Consider the following 16236-nt stretch of genomic DNA (forward strand, 5'->3'; position numbering starts at 1 on the left):
CGGCCCAATGGGAGTGACGAAAATGAGCGCGTCGGTCATTGATTTCCTCGCAACGGAAGCACGCTTTGGCGCCCATAACTACGACCCGATCGGCGTCGTGCTGTCGCGGGGCGAAGGTGTCTGGGTCTGGGACACCGAAGGCAACCGCTATCTCGATTGCCTCTCCGCCTATTCCGCAGTCAATCAGGGCCACTGCCACCCCAAGATCCTTGCGGCAATGGTGGAACAGGCACACCGGCTGACGCTCACCTCGCGCGCCTTCCACAATGACCAGCTCGCCTTGTTCTACCAAGAGATCGCGGCGCTGACCGGCTCGCACAAGGTGCTGCCGATGAACAGCGGCGCCGAGGCGGTCGAAAGCGCGATCAAGTCGGTGCGCAAATGGGGCTATGAGGTGAAGGGCGTGCCGGACGGCCATGCCGAGATCATCGTTTGCGCCGACAATTTCCACGGACGCACGCTGGGCATCGTCGGCTTTTCAACCGACCCTGAGAGCCGCACCCATTTTGGACCGTTCGCGCCGGGGTTCAAAATCATCCCGTTCGGCGATGCCGCTGCGCTGGAACAAGCGATCACGCCGAACACCGTCGCCTTCCTGGTCGAGCCGATCCAGGGCGAAGCCGGTGTCATCATTCCGCCAGCCGGCTATTTCACCGAGGTGCGGGAGCTCTGCACCGCCAACAACGTCATGCTGGTGCTCGACGAGATCCAGACCGGGCTCGGCCGGACCGGCAAGCTGCTCGCCGAGCAGCACGAGGGCATCGAGGCGGACGTGACGCTGCTCGGCAAGGCCCTGTCCGGCGGCTTCTATCCGGTGTCCGCCGTACTCTCGAACAACGACGTGCTCGGAACGTTGAGACCCGGGCAGCATGGCTCGACCTTCGGCGGCAACCCGCTTGCCTGCGCGGTGGCGCGCGCGGCGATGCGCGTGCTGGTCGAGGAAGGCATGATCGAGAACGCGGCCACGCAGGGCGCGCGCTTTCTCGAAGGCTTGAAAGACATCCGCGCCAATACGATCCGCGAAGTGCGCGGGCGCGGCCTGATGCTGGCGGTCGAGCTGCATCCGGAAGCCGGCCGCGCCCGCCGCTACTGCGAGGCGCTCCAGGGCAAGGGCATCCTCGCCAAGGACACCCATGAGCACACCATCCGCATCGCCCCGCCGCTGGTGATCACCAGCGAGCAGGTCGACTGGGCGCTCGAGCAGTTTGCCGCGATACTGACGCAGGATTTTTCGTGAGGATGCTTGCGTCGGACAAGCGCAAGGACGGAAGCGAACAAAGGCACGGGAGCAGCGCACAGTGTCGCCCGAGACAGTTCTATTTCCTTGGTCCGGCCGGTCGACCTGATCGGCCTAGCCGTTTTGCAGCTCGTAGGATGGGTTGAGCTCTTGCGAAACCCATCCTACGGGCTGCTGGCTAGAGCCTCATGTTGACAATGCTCTCTCCGGCAATTTCACACGAACGGCAGGAAGATATCGGGCCGCTTGGGTAGAAGTCGCCGGAAATAGCGCCGTCCTTCTTCCGAAACTGCATTGCTGCCGACAAGGAAATCGTCGGGCATATGGCGTGTTTTTCCAGCCACGCGATCGAGCGGCACGAGCAGAGGTTCGATACGCTCGCCGTCATAATGCAGCACCACCGAGCCCGTGCCGGTTAAGGCGCTCTGCGCGGCAAATGCGCCAGCGTCGAAAGCCTCATTGCGGTCGGTTTCGTCGATCACGCCGATATAGGCGCGTGGCAGATAGCCCAGCGTGTCGACACGCGCCCTTGCCTTGGGAAAACGCGATTTCAGGGCCTTTTGGATCTCGATGCCGAGATCACCGCCCGTCAAGTGCAGATTTCCATGGGCGTCGCGCTCGACCGCCTCGCCCGCCAGCGCCTCGGCGAGAGGCCGGCCGGTTTCGTCCTGCACTCCCTCGGACATCGAGACGATACAGCGGCCCAGCCGCGTGTAAACCGCATCGACGTCGTCGAGGAACTGGACAACCGAGAATGGCTTTTCCGGCTTATAGATCAGATGCGGAGCATCGTCGGGCGATTGCTGCCAGCCTGCGGCCGCGGCGGAGAGGAAACCGGCATGGCGGCCCATGACGATGGCCACATAGATGCCGGGCATCGCGCGAAAATCGAGATCTATGCTGACAAAGGCATTGGCGACGAAGGCGGCTGCCGAGATGAAGCCCGGGACGTGATCGTTCTCCATCAGGTCGTTGTCGATGGTCTTGGGGGCATGCACGAAATGGCAGGGGCCGCTTGACTGCTGCCGCAGCAGTTCGAGCGTTCCGGCGGTGTCGTTGCCGCCAATATAGACAAAGGCGCGGGCATCTAGCCGGTCCAGAGCCGCGAGGATATCAGAGCATGCACCAGAATCTGGCTTGTCGCGGGTCGATCCGAGAGCCGAATTGGGCGTGTTGCCGAGGCGGCGGAGTTCGGCCTCGGGCATGCTGGTGAGGTCGACGACGTTCCCCTCCGTAAGGCCTCGCACACCATAGCGCGCGCCCAGAATGCGCACGGACGGATCATGCCTGCGCGCGGCAAGGACGGCGCCACACAAGGTCTGGTTGATCACGGCGGTGGGGCCGCCGCCCTGAGCAATGACGATCGATGGCATGGATCCTCTATGACTTTGTTTCTGGCTATGCCGCCCGTGGACCGTGAGAGACGATTGAAGCGAAGATTGGCCAATGCTGCAACCGGCGACCTGCCTGCAGAGCTCGCAGGATGGGTAGAGCGAAAGCGAAACCCATCAAACTTTCATGTTACAGTTGGATCGAACAAGAGGGACTAGACACTGCGTTGGTTGTCAAGGCGATGGGTTTCGCAAGAGCTGAACCCATCCTACGGGCTGGGGCGGCCTAGCCGTTTTTGCAGTGCCTCGACAATCACTCTGACGCGTGCCGCGCGCAGCAGATGCGACGGCCGAAGCGCGAACATGTAGGCGGGAGAGGCGCATAACCGCACCGGAACCGCTCCGAGATCGACACTCATCCAGCCCGAGGGCGCGTCATCAGACAGGCGAATGGCGAGGTCGACGCCGCTCGACTGCAGACCGAGGTATCGGTCCGACAGATCGAGGTCGATCTGCAACGCCGGATGGGCCTCCATCAGTTCCGCCAGGACCGGCACGAGGCAGGCGCGCCCGAACGCTGTGGGCGCGGTAATACGGACCAATCCCGCTGCCGTCCTCTCTCCGGCGTCCAGTTCGGCTTCGGCTCCTCTCAAGAGAGATCGCCCGGCGCGCCTGCTCGGCGAATGCCTCGCCGGATGGCGTGAGCGAAACATGGCGCGTGGTTCGCGCGAGCAGGCGCACGCCGAGCCGTCCCTCAAGCTGGGCGATGCGGCGGCTGATCGTGGACTGCGTCAGCCCGAGCATGCGCGCCGCGCCTCCGAAGCTTCCTGCGATCCGGGACCGGCGATCCGTTCGCGCATTCCTGGACAAGCCAGTCCCGGCTGCCACGATTCAGGAAATCCTGGAGATTGCGGCGTTCTCCCCTTCCAGCAGCAACATGCAGCCATGGCGCATCTACGCGCTCAGCGGGCCGGTGCTTGCGGACCTGAAGGCGCAGGTTCGGCAAAGCGCCGCGTGCAATCCGCGCCCGAATTTCCGATCTACGCGCCTGACCTGACGGACCCGTACAACGCGCGCAGACTCTCGTGCGCCGAGGCGCTCTACGGTGTCCTGGGGGTTGAGCGGGACAACAAGCTTGGGCGAATGATGCAGTTTGCCCGCAACTTCGATTTTTATGGCGCGCCGGTTGGACTCATCGTCGCGCTGGACAGGAGACTGGAGCGCGGGCAGTGGGCCGATGTCGGCATCTATCTCGCCCACCTCCTGCTGTTGGCCCAGGAGCGGGGCCTCGCAACCTGTGCCCAAGCGGCTTGGGCGGCCATGAACCAGACGGTTCGCGCCTTCCTCGACATGCCGGAGCCGTATCTTCTCTATTGTGGCGTGCCGCTCGGCTACGCTCGATCCCGAAGCGCACATCAATACGTTGCGGATGGGGCGGGAGCCCTGGATCGCGAACGCCGAAATGCGCGGGTTTGTCGATCATGAGGCCGCGGTCCAGTGCATTCAGTAACCGCGAGATTAGAGCCAGCGTGGTTTTGCGCGGTCCCAACGACATTGAACGATAAGCCTAGTGCCGCGGATATCTCCTTGCGAGGCGATCAGATCCCGCCGGGTAGCTCAACGCCCGCTTCCGTCAGGTCACGGAGGAATTTCCGCACCAGGAGCATGTTGGTTCGCTGCAGCTCGTGATTATTGCCGAACTTGAACTGGTTAGCTTCGGTCACGATCAGTCCGTGATCGGTCTCGCGGAAAATGCCTTCCTTCTTCAAGCGATCGGCGCGCCGCCGTACCGTTTCGATCGGCAAACCGAAAAAGCGGGACAGGGCGGCACGGGAAACGCCCTGCTTGATCTGATCCGGCTCAACGGCCTCGACACTGCCAAATTGCCGGTCCAGTTCGGGGTTCTTCATGACCTTGAGCACGTTCGCGTTCAAGACGGCATGAATGATCATCAAGTCCAGCGGATCGAAATCGTAATGGCGGAACATTTCGCTGGCTGCGCACAGCATGTAGGCCAACGAGTGGCGAGAGACGGTTCGGATCAAATCCGAGGCGATTTCGTCGCCTTTGGTCGTATCAACCATCGCCAGTACCCGTTTCTTCGGAATTTTTCCGATCCAACGCCCACGCCCAGCGCACCCCGAGAGCCGGTTATATCTGTCCCGGACGCACACCGCGCGCGTGAGGCAGGACCGGCCTGCTGTCTACCCAATATGGGTATGGTCGCGCTTCCATCGGGTCAATCCCCGGCTTGCCGGCAATATTATTTTCACCGATACGGGGTTCAGTTGCCAGGGCGCAGAATTGGCGCGTTCGAACGATCGTCGTGGGCCAAATGACATTCATCATCGAAGCTATAAAAGACGACTCCCGCACCGTGGATTTCCGTTCCAGCGCAATCGTTGCGGTGATACTCGCCCGCAAGCTCGCGGTGAATGGTTTTGTGGTTTCGATCACGGCCCCGGACGGGCAGCTTTTTTCCGCCGATCAGTTCAACCGATTGCTGACGAGCAGGGGTCTTGGTTCGCATGTGGTGGCGCACGACGCTGAGCGGCGATAGATCGTCGCCTTCGGGGGCACCGCGCGGAACTACACCACCATCCTGTGCCGCTCGATGCAAGTGCGCAGCACCTCGTCCATCGGCTTGTCCCACCAATCGTTGGAGAAGATCTCGATCTCGCAATAGCCGGCGTAGCCCTGCGCTTCGACCGTCGCGCGCGCGGATTTGATGTCGATGACGCCGTCGCCCATCATGCCGCGATCGTTGAGAATGTCCCTGGTCGGCACCAGCCAGTCGCAGACATGGAAGGCGAGCAGGCGATCCTTGCCGGCGCGCGCGATCTGGGCCATCAGCTCCGGGTCCCACCAGATGTGATAGACGTCGAGCGCGACGCCGAGCACGCCGGTCCGGCCCGGATCGAGCCGGTCGCAGATGTCGAGCGCCTGCTTTGTCGTGTTCACGCAGGCGCGGTCCGCCGCGTAGGCCGGATGCAACGGCTCGATCGCCAGCGGCAGCTTTGCCTGCTTGGCATAATCGAGCATTTCCGCCAGCGCTTCCTCGACCTGCCCGCGCGCGGCCACGATATCCTTCGACGCCTCGCTGCCCGGCCGGGAATATTGCGGCAGGCCGCCGACGACCAGAACGATGCAGGGCGCGCCCAGGGCCTTGGCTTCGTCGACGCAGCGCCGGTTGTCATCGCGGACTTCGATGCGACGCGACGCGTCCGAAGGGAACATGCCGCCGCGGCAATAACCGGAGAGCTCGAGGCGGGCGTCGCGCACCGCGCGCGCGGCGCGATCGAGGCCGACGGAAGCGACCTGGTCGCGCCAGGGGTCGATGGCACGGATGCCGTGCTTTGCGCAGGCGTCGATGATTCCGACGAGGTCACCCTGCTTGCGGACTGTCGCCGTGTTCAGCGACAGCCAGCGATGGTCGGACGAGAAATCGCGCATCAGGATTCGATCCCATGCGTTGAGAGCACCGCCTTCATCCGCCGCGTCGCCAATTCCGGATTGGCGAGCAGGCCGGCCTTGTCGGCCAGGCGAAACAGTTCGGCCAGATGCAGCATCGACCGTGTGCTCTCCTGGCCGCCGACCATCGTGAAGTGGTCATGGTGGCCGTTGAGGTACGCCATGAAGACGACGCCGGTCTTGTAGAAGCGCGTCGGCGCCTTGAAGATATGCCGCGACAGCGGCACGGTGGGCCCCAGCACATCGTGAAAGCCGGCCTCGTCGCCGGCCGCCAACCGCGACAGCGCATAGGACGCCGCCGGCGCGATCGCATCGAAGATACCCAGCAGCGCGTGCGAAAAGCCCCGCTCGTCGCCGGCGATCAGCTCCGCGTAGTTGAAGTCGTCGCCGGTGTACATCTTGATCCGCTTGTCGAGACGCCTGCGCATGTCGATCTCGCGCTGCTTGTCGAGCAGCGAGACCTTGACGCCATCGACCTTGGCGGCGTTGCTATTGATGACGGCCACCGCAATGTCCATCGCCTCGTCGAGATCGTTGGTGCCCCAATATCCCGTCAGCGCCGGATCGAACATGTCGCCGAGCCAGTGGATGATCACGGGCTCGCGGACCTGCGACAGCACGCGGTCGTAGACTTTTGCGTAGTCGTCGGCATTGCGGCCGAGCTTGGCCAGCGCGCGCGACGCCATAAGAATGATGCGGCCGCCGACCTTCTCGACCGCCGAGATCTGCTCCTCGTAGGCGCGGATGACGTCGTCAAGGCTCTTGGCATCCTCGACCGCGAGATGGTCGGTGCCTGCGCCCGAGAACACCAGCGCGTTGCGACGCTTCGCGGCGCCGACCGAGCGCGTGATCAGCTCAAGCGAGGTCGGCCAGTCCAGCCCCATGCCGCGTTGCGCGGTGTCCATGGCTTCGGCGACGCCGAGCCCGAGGTCCCAGACGTGCTCGCGGAACGCGATGGTCTTGTCCCAGTCGACGGCGGCGGAGAGCCAGGGATCGTTGTCGGCGAAGGGATCGACGACCGTATGCACGGCCGAGAACGCGATGCGGTTCAGCGCGCCATCGAGCTTCGCCGGAAATGTTCGCGACGCCGCGAGCCGATAGGTCTCGATCGAGCGATCGGCCTTCGGCAGCCTGAGCGAGAATGACGACATGGGTTGGACGGACTTGTTCATGATCTCAGACCTTTCGCCGTCATTGCTTCGCTTCCGCCTTCGCTCTTCGAGCTCCGGCGGACAAGTCGCTCGCAATGACGACTTGGTAAGCATCTCGAGTTATCCAACAGGCCTCAGGCCTTGATCGGGGCGACGTCGATCCAGCGCCGTTCCTTCCAGCTCTTCAACGCGCATTCAGCGAGCTGCACGCCCTTGACGCCTTCGAGCAGCGTGAACTTGTAAGGTGCATCCTCGTAGACGTGACGAATGAACATCTCCCATTGCTCCCTAAAGCCGTTGTCGTAGGTGACGTTGTCGGGCAGTTTCTGCCAGTCGGCATAGAAATCGTGCAGCCGCTTCTCGTCGGGATTCCACACCGGCCGGGGCGTCGCCTGCCGCGCCTGGATCATGCAGTCGGAGAGGCCCGCAACCGCCGAGCCGAGCGTGCCGTCGACCTGGAAGGTGACGAGGTCGTCGCGATAGACGCGCGTGACCCAGGACATGTTGATATGCGCGATGGCGCCGCCCTTGAGCTGGAACGTGGCATAGGCGGAGTCGTCGGCCGTCGCCTTGTACTTCTTGCCCTGCTCGTCGAAACGCTCGGGGATGTCGGTGTTGCCGATGCAGCTCACGCTCTCGACTTCGCCGAAGAGATTGTCGAGCACGTAGCGCCAATGGCAAACCATGTCGAGGATGATGCCGCCGCCGTCCTCGTCGCGATAATTCCATGACGGCCGCTGCGCCTCCTGCCAGCCACCTTCGAACACCCAATAGCCGAACTCGCCGCGCACAGAGAGGATGCGGCCGAAGAAGCCGGAATCGCGCAGGAAGGCGATCTTCTTCAGGCCCGGCAGGAACAGCTTGTCCTGCACCGTTCCGTGCCTGACGCCCCTGGCGTTGGCGAGCTTGACGACCTCGAGCGCCTCTTCGAAATTCGTCGCAATCGGCTTCTCGCAATAGACGTGTTTGCCGGCGTTGATGGCCTGGGTCAGCAGGCCTGGCCGCGCCTGCGTGGTGGCGGCGTCGAAGAACATGGTGTCGCTCTTGTCGGCGAGTGCCGCATCGAGGTCGGTGGTCCAGCGCGTGATGTTGTAGCGCTTGGCCAGCGCCTCGACCTTCTCGGCGCTGCGGCCGACCAGGATCGGATCGGGCATGACGCGGTCGCCGTTCTTCAAGCGAACGCCACCCTGCTCCCGGATCGCGACGATCGAGCGGATCAGATGCTGGTTGAGCCCCATGCGGCCGGTGATGCCGTTCATGATGAGGCCGAGGCGTTGGGTGGTCATGCCGATTTCTCCCAGAGTGATTGTGGCTGTTCGAGCGGACGAAGCGCCGACCAATCCGGATGGACCGACGTCGCAAAGCCCGCAGCACGAAGCGATCCCATCAGGAGATCGCCGTTGTGAATGGAGAGGCGGATGCCCTGTCCTGCATCTGCATAGAGATCAGGATGCGCGGCCGCGAAGACATGGGCTTCAGCGGCGGGCGTATCGCCAAAGCCATCGACATAGTGATGGCCGTTACGTTCGGCATGGGTGATGCCGATGAAGGCACCGAGCGCAAGGTCCTGCTGCACGGCGAGGCCTGCCTGACAGGTCAGGTCCTCGCCGGTCACGAAGAACTTCTCACCACTCACGCTCCATTTCGCCGCGCGCGTCGCGTTGACGACGGATTTGTAGAGCCCCTTGCAGGACTTTGAGGAGATGCCGCGATAGCCGAGCGCCCGCGCCGCCGGGAAAGCATCGTAGGAATCATCGGCCTCGTCGATGATGAAGCCGCGGGCTGCGAGCGAGCCAAGGGGCGACTGCCGGGTGATGTCGCGCGGCATCGGCTGCTCGACATAGAGCAGGCGCGACGAGATTGGCCGCAGATCCGCGTCGCGATCCAGCCGGTCTATCAATGCGCGTAGGGCGGCGAGATCGGCGTACTGTTCGTTCGCGTCGAGCGTCACCTTGTAGTCCTGTCCGAGCGTACCGAGATGCTTGCCGATGCGCGCCAGCCGCGCCGCGTCGGCCGTGGGATCGCCCGACAGCTTCAGCTTGAAATAACGCGCGCCGGCATTCTCTTGTACATCGGCGACGCCGCCCTCCCCTTCAACCGTGTCATCAAGGCCGACGGTGTGCCTGATGGCAACGCGCGCCAGCGGCTTTCGACTTGCAAGAAACTGCGCGATCTCAGCCGCCTTCAGATCGGGCGAAAGCCGCGCATCGATGCCGGCGATATTTCCGGCCATCCCGTCGAAGAAGTTGGTCTCTGCAGCGCGCAGCAGCGCATCGAGCACCGCCTTGTCGATCTCCGCCGGGCCATAGGCCGCGGCCAGCGACGGAATGTTGTTTTTGGCGCAGGTCGCGACCTGAGCACCGATGCAGGACGCATGCAGATCGAACGCCGTCAGGAATTCGGTCCGCGCCAGATAAAGCCCGCGCGCGATCGCGAGCGAGCGGCGCAGCCCATTGACGGTCTGCGCCGGCGAAAGCTCCGGCCTCTTGTCGAACCATTTTGGCACCAGCAGCTCCGCGCTGGCGCCGATTGCCGTCCCTTTGCCCTCGACCTCGATCTCGACCCGCACGAACAGCTGCGGCGTCGCGTTGATGGTAACCGCGCCAAAGCGGAACGGCCGCGCGAAATGCACGGGACGTTCGAAGAAGGCGATATCTCGCAGCTTCAGGCGCGGCGGCATGGTGTTACCGAGAATGAAGTTGTCGGAAGCCGGTCACGCCGCGCTGACGGTGCACCTCTCCCGCTTGCGGGAGAGGTCGGCGCGTTCCGGGCGATGCAAAGCATCGTCTCGCGCCGGGTGAGGGTTTTCTCCTCTGGGGGAGTGTCCCATTGCGGAGACACCCTCTCCCCGACCCTCCCCCGCAGGCGAGGGAGGGAGCGCAGCATCTTTGTGAATAGAGATAGGTTTGGCCGCGGGCGCGGTGCACCTCTCCCGCTTGCGGGAGAGGTCGGCACGAAGTGCCGGGTGAGGGTTTTCTCCTCTGGGGGAGTATCCCATTGTGGAGGCACCCGCTCCCCGACCCTCCTCCGCAGGCGGGGGAGGGAGCGCACCGTCGTCGTGGTTGCGGCCAAAACCAATCGCATAGCCCCTAATCCAGCGCCCCTTGCGAGAAAAAATGCTTGCGGATGCGTTGCACGAGCTCGGTGAAGACAGGATCGGCCATCACGTCGAGCGAACGCGGGCGCGGCAGCGGCACGTCGTAGATCGCGGCGACCGCACCGGGGCGCTCGGTCATGACCAGCACGCGGTCGGCGAGGAATACGGCCTCGGGAATGGAATGCGTGATCAGCAGCACGGTCTTCTTCGTCTCGCGCTGAATCCGCATCAATTCGACGTTCATGCGCTCGCGCGTCAGCGCATCGAGCGCGCCGAACGGCTCGTCCATCAGCATGATCCTGGGATCATGCACCAGCGCGCGGCAGATCGAGGCGCGCTGCTGCATGCCGCCGGAGAGCTGCCAGGGCAGCTTCTTCTCAAATCCTTCGAGGCCAACCAGCTTCAGCAGCGCCTTGGCGCGAGCGAGATATTCATCCCGGGCGAGACGCTTCATGTCGATCGGCAGCATCACATTCGACAGGATGTTTCGCCAGGGCAGCAGCAGCGCGTTCTGGAACACGATGCCGACATTGCCGTGCGGTGACGTCACCTTCTCGCCCTCGACCAGAATCTCGCCCGATGTCGGCGGCAACAGCCCGGAGATCAGCTTGAGCAGCGTGGACTTGCCGCAGCCGGACGGGCCGACCACGACGAAGAACTCGCCGTCGTTGATGTGAAAATCCAGCGGCCGCAGCGACGGCACGTCGCCGTCGCGCGTCCGGTAGGTCTTCGACACGCCGGACAGGGTGATGCCCGACGCCTCGCCCGCGGCGCGGTCGCTCACCAATCTCAAATGCGCGGCCGGCTGCACCTCAGCCGTCCTTGTTGCTGGGTTCATTCGATCAAGTCCGCTCAACGATATGATGCGTCATTCCGGGGTGCCTGTAGGGCGAACCCGGAATCTCGAGATTCCGGGTCTGGTCCTTCGGACCATCCCGGAACGACAGTGCTTGGCTCACGTGCCACTCTTCGGCAGATAATCATTGGTGTAGAAGGCCTTCGGGTTCTGCTTGGCCTTGGCATCAAGTCCGCCATATTCGACCATCAGGTTGACGCTGTCGGTCATGTTCTGATCGGTGACCTGGAACGGCCGCTTGCCCTTGGTCTCGGGCGTCCGATAGAGCGGAATGGTCAGCTCAAAGCCCTGCGTCAGCGTGTCGATCTTGCCACCCTTCGGGTTGGCATCGAGGATCGACTGCGCCGCCGCTTTCGGCTCCTTCTCCGCAGCCTCGACGGCCTTGGTCGTCGCCGACATGAAGCGGCGAACGAGATCGGCATTGGCCTTCACATAGTCGGAGTTGGCGATGATGCCGGAAGAGACCATGTTGATGCCGTAGTCGGCAAACTTGATCGGATAGACGTCCTTGCCGGTGGCGTCCTTGATCTTCATCGACTGGTCCATGACGTAGCCAAGCAAGAGATCAGCCTGGCCGTTGATGACGGCGTTGAGCTTGGTCTGGCCGTCGCCGGCGACGGTATTGAAGTCGCTCTCCTTCAGCCCGGTCTTCTTCAGGAACAGCGGCCAGATCTGGGTCATGGAATCCGCCGGTGTGATCGCCACCGTCTTGCCTTTGATGTCCTCGGGCTTCCTGATGTTCTTGTCGACCAAACCCATGACCGACATCGGGCTGGTCTGGAGCAGCACGCCGGTCGCGATCACGGGCGCGCCCTTGATCGCGGCACGCATCATGGTGGGAACGTCGACATAGCCGAAATCGGCGGTCTTGGCGGCAACGGCCTGCGTGGTCGCAGCCGAGCCGCGGCCTTCCTGGATCTCGAGGTCGATGCCCTCGGCCGCGTAGATGCCCTTGGCCTTGCCGTAGTAGAACGGCGCGTGCTCGCCATAGACGTACCAGTTCAGCATCAGCACGACCTTGTCGGCCGCCTGTGCCGGCGCAGCCGCCAACATCATCAGCGCCGCCGACACAACTCCTATCCATCGCTTCATTGCCACTCTCCCTTGTCGATTTTGCCCGGCCGTTGGCGGCCGTTGGTTGCTTTATTCAAGAGGCGAAAATCACGTCCTCGCGCTGGCTGACATGCCAGGGAATGACCAGCTTCTCGACCCGGTCGACGATCCAGAACAGGATGACGCCGAGCAGCGCCAGAATCACGAGCGCAGCGAACATGGTCGGCAGGTCGAAGGTTCCGATCGAGCGCTGCATCACATAGCCAATGCCGGAATTGGAGCCGACGAACTCGCCGACGACGGCGCCGACCACGGCAAGCGTTACGGAGACCTTGAGGCCGGAGAAGATCGCAGGCAGTGCATGCGGCAGGTTCACCGCGCAGAACACCTGGAACCGGCTGCCCTGCATGGCGCGGGCGAGATCGACCATGTCGGGATCGACAGACTTGAAGCCCTGCACCGCCGAGACCACCACAGGAAAGAAGCCGAGCAGGAAGGCCGAGATCACTTTTGGAATGATGCCGAAGCCGAACCAGACCACGAACAAGGGCGCGATCGCGATCTTCGGCACGGATTGGGAGAACACCAGCAGCGGATAGACGTAGCTCTCCACCGTCTTCGAGCCCGCGATCAGCATCGCGATCGGGATGCCGAACAGCGCCGAGAGCGCGAAACCGCAGACGGTTGCATAGGTCGTCGGCCAGGATTGTCGCAACAGTTCCGGCCAGTCGGTGCGCAGCACCGCGACGACGTCGGCCGGCGCCGGGATTTGGTAGGCGGGGATCTTGAAGATGCGGATCGCGAGATCCCAGGCCACGACGATGAACACCAGGAACAGAAACGGCCGGATCCAGGCCGCATTCAGCATCTTGGACAGCGCACTTTGCGGCTTCAATTCAGCCACGTCTCACTCCCGGTCTTCTTGTTCGTTCTGAGGAGAAATTAACCGATTGGGTAAATACTGTCCAGAGCTTTCCCTGTGACGTTTTTGCGCGGTTCCGGGTGAGTTTGGCGGCCTCTGGGATCAAGGCCACGCCAAATCCTCGGTGTCGTCCCGGCGAAAGCCAGGATCCATTACCCCAGGGCAACCTTTGGCGAACACTGGTCGCTCGGAATTAAGACCTCACGCCAACGAGACATCACGCGGTATGGGTCCTGGCCTTCGCCAGGACGACGCGGAGGTATATCGCGTGAATCGAAACAGCGAAGCTGCTGCGCTACAGCGTCTGCGCCACCGCGGCGCGCTTTTTCGGCGCTTTCACGACGTCCAGCATTTCCGCCGAGCGCCCTGTCAGCGCCGCCAGCACCAGGCCGACCATGTGCGCGAGCCGCTCGTCCTTGGCTTTCTTGTCCAGCAAATCGCGGCCGAAGATTACGCTCAACGTGGCCGAATTCGAGAGGTAGAAGAAGCAAAGCCCTGCGATCGAAATGTAGAGCTGCACCGGATCGATCGCGACCTGGAAGTCGCCGCTCTCGACGCCGCGCCGCACCACGGTGCGAATCATCTCGACGAAGGGCGAATGCATCGACTTGACCTTGGTCGAGCGCTTCAGATGCTTTGCCCGCGCGAGGTTCTCGGTCTGCAGCAGCGACAGGAATTCCGGGTTGCGCAGAAAATAATTCCAGGTGAACTCGATCAGGCGCCGGATCGCCTCGGGCGGATCGAGATGCTCGAGATCAAGTCCCCGCTCCTCGCTGCGGATCTTATCATAGGCGCCTTCGAGCACCGCGAGGTAGAGCTCGTCCTTGTTGCCGACGTGATAATAAAGCATGCGCTTGTTGGCGCCGGCGCTCGCCGCGATGCGGTCGACACGCGCGCCGGCGAGCCCGTGCGCCGCAAACTCCTGCTTGGCGGCCTCGAGAATGCGCAGCCGCATCCCTTCGGGATCGCGCTGCCATGTCAGAGTTCGCTTTGCCTTGGCCAAACCGGTCGCTCGCTGTCACTCGTCGGGATCGGCTTTATCATGGATGCGGCTCGCCTCATAGTTTCGTCATTGCGAGGAGCCCTTGCGACGAAGCAATCCAGAATCGCACTACGGAAACAGTCTGGATCGCTTCGCTCGCAATGACGGCTGGTGAGAGTGGAGCCTACACCACCGGCTTCGGCGAACGCTCCAGCAGCACGGTCTGGATCCCGCAGGTGCCGTTCCTGACTGTCATGATCCGCGTGCCCGGCTTGCGGCCGTTGCGCACTTCGCTGACGTCGAGTCCGCTCGCGATCAGGCGAGCACGGGTCGCGTCGATGTCGGCGACCCGCCAGCTCAGGCCCCAGAGACGGTCGTGATTGGAATCGCCACCGGCCACGGGACGGCGCACCAGTTCGACGACGAGGTCGCCGCAGCGGAAGAACATCAGCTGGCCCCAGTCCTGGTGCGAGCGATCGAGGGCCAGATCGAGCCCGAGCCGCGCGCCATAGAGCGCCGCTGCACGATCGGAATCTTCCGTGGTGATCACGACGTGATCGAGGCCATCGATCGGCGCGACGTCGGTCGCCGCGGAGAGCGGGCGCTCGCCGGCAAGCTCGAGGAAAAACATGCGCACGCCGCGCGCGAACTCCGTCGCGGCGCGCGTGCGCTTCCAGTGCAGCACCGCGCCGGTCGCAGCATCGCTGCTTTCGACCTCGGCGATCGGATCCGGCTTGAGCGCCACCCGATCGAGCCGCCGGTGCATCTTGCCGATGTCAGCGACACGAAAGCACAGGCTGGCGAGCACGCCCTCGCCGTCGTCGAGCACCGCGCGCATCCGGTCGGCGGCCACGCCGACACCACTCGGCGCCATCAGCTCGATCGTCATATTCGCAAGCGTGAACAGCACGCGATCGGCGCCCTCGCCGGAGTTCTGCCAGGCCGGCGCGCGCCCCAGCAGCGTCTGGTAGGCCGCCTTGGCCGCACCGATGTCCTGGACCAGAGCGACGACGTGATCGAGGCCGGTGATCATATTTTCCCCTTTTCTGGACCTGGAACAACCGGCCGAAACACGGCATTTGTCCGGGCTTGGCATTGCCCTGTGATGGTCGTATTCCGGCACCCTATCGACCTCAAGCGCCTCGTGACAATTTTGCGAATAATTTCAGCGTCTCCAGCGCGGAACCGGTGCTAGAGTAACCCGCCGGCCAAGACCACAAAGCGCATCACGGACAAGCAATGCAGGCTCTCTTTATCGGACAGACCTATATCGACGTCGTCTTCATCACCGACCACATGCCGACCGGCGACGAGAAGCACGTGGCCTCGGACTATGCGGTTTCCTTCGGCGGCAATGCGGTGACGGCGGCGTTCTGCTGCGCCAAGCTCGGCATCGTGCCCGATCTGATCGCAACCGCAGCCAATGACTGGCTCGGCCGCATGTTCATGGACATGTGCGCGAAATACGGCATCTCGCTGCATGGCCGGAAGGTGAACCAGTCGTCGCTGTCCTTCATCATGCCCAAGGACGGCAAGCGCGCCATCGTGCGCTGCCGCGACGATGACCACATCCATCCGTTCCCGATGCTCAATCTCGGCGGCTGCCGGGCGCTGCACATCGATGGCCACCAGCCCGATGCCGCGATCCACTACGCCAAGGTGTGCCGCGAGGCCGGCATCTTGACCTCGCTGGACGGCGGCGGCCTGCGCACCAACACGCATGAGCTGCTGGAATTCATCGACGTCGCGATCGTGGCCGAGCGGCTGTGCGAGCAGATGGATCTGACGCCGGATAAGATGCTGGAATACCTCAAGAGCCGCGGCTGCAAGATCGGCGGCATCACCATGGGCGAGAAGGGCCTGCTCTGGTACAACGAGACCGGCACGGTCGAGATCATGCCGGCCATGCCGATCCCGCGCGAGCGGGTGATCGACACCAATGGCGCCGGCGACGTGTTTCATGGCGCCTATGTCTATTCCTATCTGGCCCATCCCGGCAAAAGCTGGCGCGAGCATTTCGACTTTGCGCGGGCCGCCTCGACCTTCAAGATTCAGCGCCTCGGCAACGAGGCGGGATTGCCGACCCTTGTCGACATCGCCAAGGTCAGGCACGAGTTCGAGGTCAGGGTCTAGCCT

General features: G+C 63.2%; 17 protein-coding genes. 5 read left to right on the plus strand and 12 right to left on the minus strand.

The features are described from left to right. The first annotated feature begins 22 nt into the window (after positions 1-22). Entirely contained in the window at positions 23-1237 is a 1215-nt protein-coding gene (gene rocD / locus AB8Z38_RS12625; protein ID WP_369725460.1) for an ornithine--oxo-acid transaminase, read from the plus strand. Positions 1238-1452: 215 nt separating this feature from the next. On the opposite strand, the gene AB8Z38_RS12630 is transcribed toward rocD, so the two are convergent. Both AB8Z38_RS12630 and AB8Z38_RS12635 read right to left on the minus strand, forming a co-directional pair. After that, positions 1453-2610: a diphosphate--fructose-6-phosphate 1-phosphotransferase gene (locus AB8Z38_RS12630; protein WP_369725462.1), complete on the minus strand. Its 1158-nt coding sequence runs from the start codon at positions 2608-2610 to the stop codon at positions 1453-1455. Between the two features lie 227 nt (positions 2611-2837). Further along, a complete protein-coding gene (locus AB8Z38_RS12635) occupies positions 2838-3170 on the minus strand; it encodes a LysR substrate-binding domain-containing protein (protein ID WP_369725463.1) in 333 nt (110 codons plus the stop codon). A 164-nt stretch (positions 3171-3334) separates the two neighbouring features. On the opposite strand from AB8Z38_RS12635, the gene AB8Z38_RS12640 reads away from it, so the two are divergent. Together AB8Z38_RS12640 and AB8Z38_RS12645 are read left to right on the plus strand one after the other, a co-directional pair. Then, positions 3335-3625, plus strand: coding sequence for a nitroreductase family protein (locus AB8Z38_RS12640; protein ID WP_369725465.1), 291 nt, complete (start codon positions 3335-3337; stop codon positions 3623-3625). Then, complete coding sequence (locus AB8Z38_RS12645; RefSeq protein WP_369725466.1) at positions 3583-4053, plus strand: nitroreductase family protein; 471 nt, start codon at positions 3583-3585, stop codon at positions 4051-4053. Before AB8Z38_RS12640 ends, AB8Z38_RS12645 begins: the two co-directional genes overlap by 43 nt. Positions 4054-4166: 113 nt before the next feature. On the opposite strand, the gene AB8Z38_RS12650 is transcribed toward AB8Z38_RS12645, so the two are convergent. Next, complete coding sequence (locus tag AB8Z38_RS12650) at positions 4167-4652, minus strand: hypothetical protein (protein ID WP_369725468.1); 486 nt, start codon at positions 4650-4652, stop codon at positions 4167-4169. A 251-nt stretch (positions 4653-4903) separates the two neighbouring features. Between AB8Z38_RS12650 and AB8Z38_RS12655 the strand changes: the two genes are divergently transcribed. Next, the gene (locus tag AB8Z38_RS12655) at positions 4904-5128 is read left to right on the plus strand and encodes a hypothetical protein (protein ID WP_369725470.1); all 225 of its coding nucleotides are present in this window, start codon (positions 4904-4906) and stop codon (positions 5126-5128) included. A 29-nt stretch (positions 5129-5157) separates the two neighbouring features. Here the strand turns inward: AB8Z38_RS12655 and AB8Z38_RS12660 are convergent, their stop codons facing one another. The 9 genes from AB8Z38_RS12660 to AB8Z38_RS12700 form a co-directional block, all read right to left on the minus strand. Then, on the minus strand, positions 5158-6021 hold the full coding sequence (locus AB8Z38_RS12660) for a sugar phosphate isomerase/epimerase family protein (RefSeq protein ID WP_369725472.1): 864 nt from the start codon (positions 6019-6021) through the stop codon (positions 5158-5160). Continuing rightward, positions 6021-7211, minus strand: a complete 1191-nt coding sequence (locus tag AB8Z38_RS12665; protein ID WP_369725474.1) for a dihydrodipicolinate synthase family protein — start codon at positions 7209-7211, stop codon at positions 6021-6023. Before AB8Z38_RS12665 ends, AB8Z38_RS12660 begins: the two co-directional genes overlap by 1 nt. A 113-nt stretch (positions 7212-7324) precedes the next feature. Beyond that, on the minus strand, positions 7325-8476 hold the full coding sequence (locus AB8Z38_RS12670) for a Gfo/Idh/MocA family protein (protein WP_369725476.1): 1152 nt from the start codon (positions 8474-8476) through the stop codon (positions 7325-7327). Further along, entirely contained in the window at positions 8473-9870 is a 1398-nt protein-coding gene (locus AB8Z38_RS12675; RefSeq protein ID WP_369725478.1) for a hypothetical protein, read from the minus strand. Before AB8Z38_RS12675 ends, AB8Z38_RS12670 begins: the two co-directional genes overlap by 4 nt. A gap of 409 nt (positions 9871-10279) precedes the next feature. Then, positions 10280-11125, minus strand: coding sequence for an ABC transporter ATP-binding protein (locus AB8Z38_RS12680; protein ID WP_369725480.1), 846 nt, complete (start codon positions 11123-11125; stop codon positions 10280-10282). 117 nt (positions 11126-11242) lie between these two features. After that, a complete protein-coding gene (locus AB8Z38_RS12685) occupies positions 11243-12235 on the minus strand; it encodes an ABC transporter substrate-binding protein (protein WP_369725481.1) in 993 nt (330 codons plus the stop codon). Positions 12236-12290: 55 nt separating this feature from the next. Beyond that, entirely contained in the window at positions 12291-13100 is an 810-nt protein-coding gene (locus AB8Z38_RS12690; protein ID WP_369725483.1) for an ABC transporter permease, read from the minus strand. A 313-nt stretch (positions 13101-13413) separates the two neighbouring features. Then, entirely contained in the window at positions 13414-14121 is a 708-nt protein-coding gene (locus AB8Z38_RS12695; RefSeq protein ID WP_369725484.1) for a TetR family transcriptional regulator, read from the minus strand. A 163-nt stretch (positions 14122-14284) separates the two neighbouring features. Continuing rightward, entirely contained in the window at positions 14285-15133 is an 849-nt protein-coding gene (locus tag AB8Z38_RS12700) for a VOC family protein (RefSeq protein WP_369725485.1), read from the minus strand. 206 nt (positions 15134-15339) lie between these two features. On the opposite strand from AB8Z38_RS12700, the gene AB8Z38_RS12705 reads away from it, so the two are divergent. Beyond that, positions 15340-16233, plus strand: coding sequence for a sugar kinase (locus AB8Z38_RS12705; protein WP_369725487.1), 894 nt, complete (start codon positions 15340-15342; stop codon positions 16231-16233). Positions 16234-16236: the final 3 nt, after the last annotated feature.

It is taken from the genome of Bradyrhizobium sp. LLZ17 (assembly GCF_041200145.1).
Classification (GTDB): domain Bacteria; phylum Pseudomonadota; class Alphaproteobacteria; order Rhizobiales; family Xanthobacteraceae; genus Bradyrhizobium.

Bases quoted from the DNA above. Each gene is read 5' to 3' on its own strand.
- rocD (WP_369725460.1), top strand. From the start codon at position 23: ATGAGCGCGTCGGTCATTGATTTCCTCGCAACGGAAGCACGCTTTGGC.
- AB8Z38_RS12630 (WP_369725462.1), bottom strand. From the start codon at position 2,610: ATGCCATCGATCGTCATTGCTCAGGGCGGCGGCCCCACCGCCGTGATC.
- AB8Z38_RS12640 (WP_369725465.1), top strand. From the start codon at position 3,335: ATGCGGCGGCTGATCGTGGACTGCGTCAGCCCGAGCATGCGCGCCGCG.
- AB8Z38_RS12650 (WP_369725468.1), bottom strand. From the start codon at position 4,652: ATGGTTGATACGACCAAAGGCGACGAAATCGCCTCGGATTTGATCCGA.
- AB8Z38_RS12655 (WP_369725470.1), top strand. From the start codon at position 4,904: ATGACATTCATCATCGAAGCTATAAAAGACGACTCCCGCACCGTGGAT.
- AB8Z38_RS12660 (WP_369725472.1), bottom strand. From the start codon at position 6,021: ATGCGCGATTTCTCGTCCGACCATCGCTGGCTGTCGCTGAACACGGCG.
- AB8Z38_RS12665 (WP_369725474.1), bottom strand. From the start codon at position 7,211: ATGAACAAGTCCGTCCAACCCATGTCGTCATTCTCGCTCAGGCTGCCG.
- AB8Z38_RS12670 (WP_369725476.1), bottom strand. From the start codon at position 8,476: ATGACCACCCAACGCCTCGGCCTCATCATGAACGGCATCACCGGCCGC.
- AB8Z38_RS12675 (WP_369725478.1), bottom strand. From the start codon at position 9,870: ATGCCGCCGCGCCTGAAGCTGCGAGATATCGCCTTCTTCGAACGTCCC.
- AB8Z38_RS12680 (WP_369725480.1), bottom strand. From the start codon at position 11,125: ATGAACCCAGCAACAAGGACGGCTGAGGTGCAGCCGGCCGCGCATTTG.
- AB8Z38_RS12685 (WP_369725481.1), bottom strand. From the start codon at position 12,235: ATGAAGCGATGGATAGGAGTTGTGTCGGCGGCGCTGATGATGTTGGCG.
- AB8Z38_RS12700 (WP_369725485.1), bottom strand. From the start codon at position 15,133: ATGATCACCGGCCTCGATCACGTCGTCGCTCTGGTCCAGGACATCGGT.
- AB8Z38_RS12705 (WP_369725487.1), top strand. From the start codon at position 15,340: ATGCAGGCTCTCTTTATCGGACAGACCTATATCGACGTCGTCTTCATC.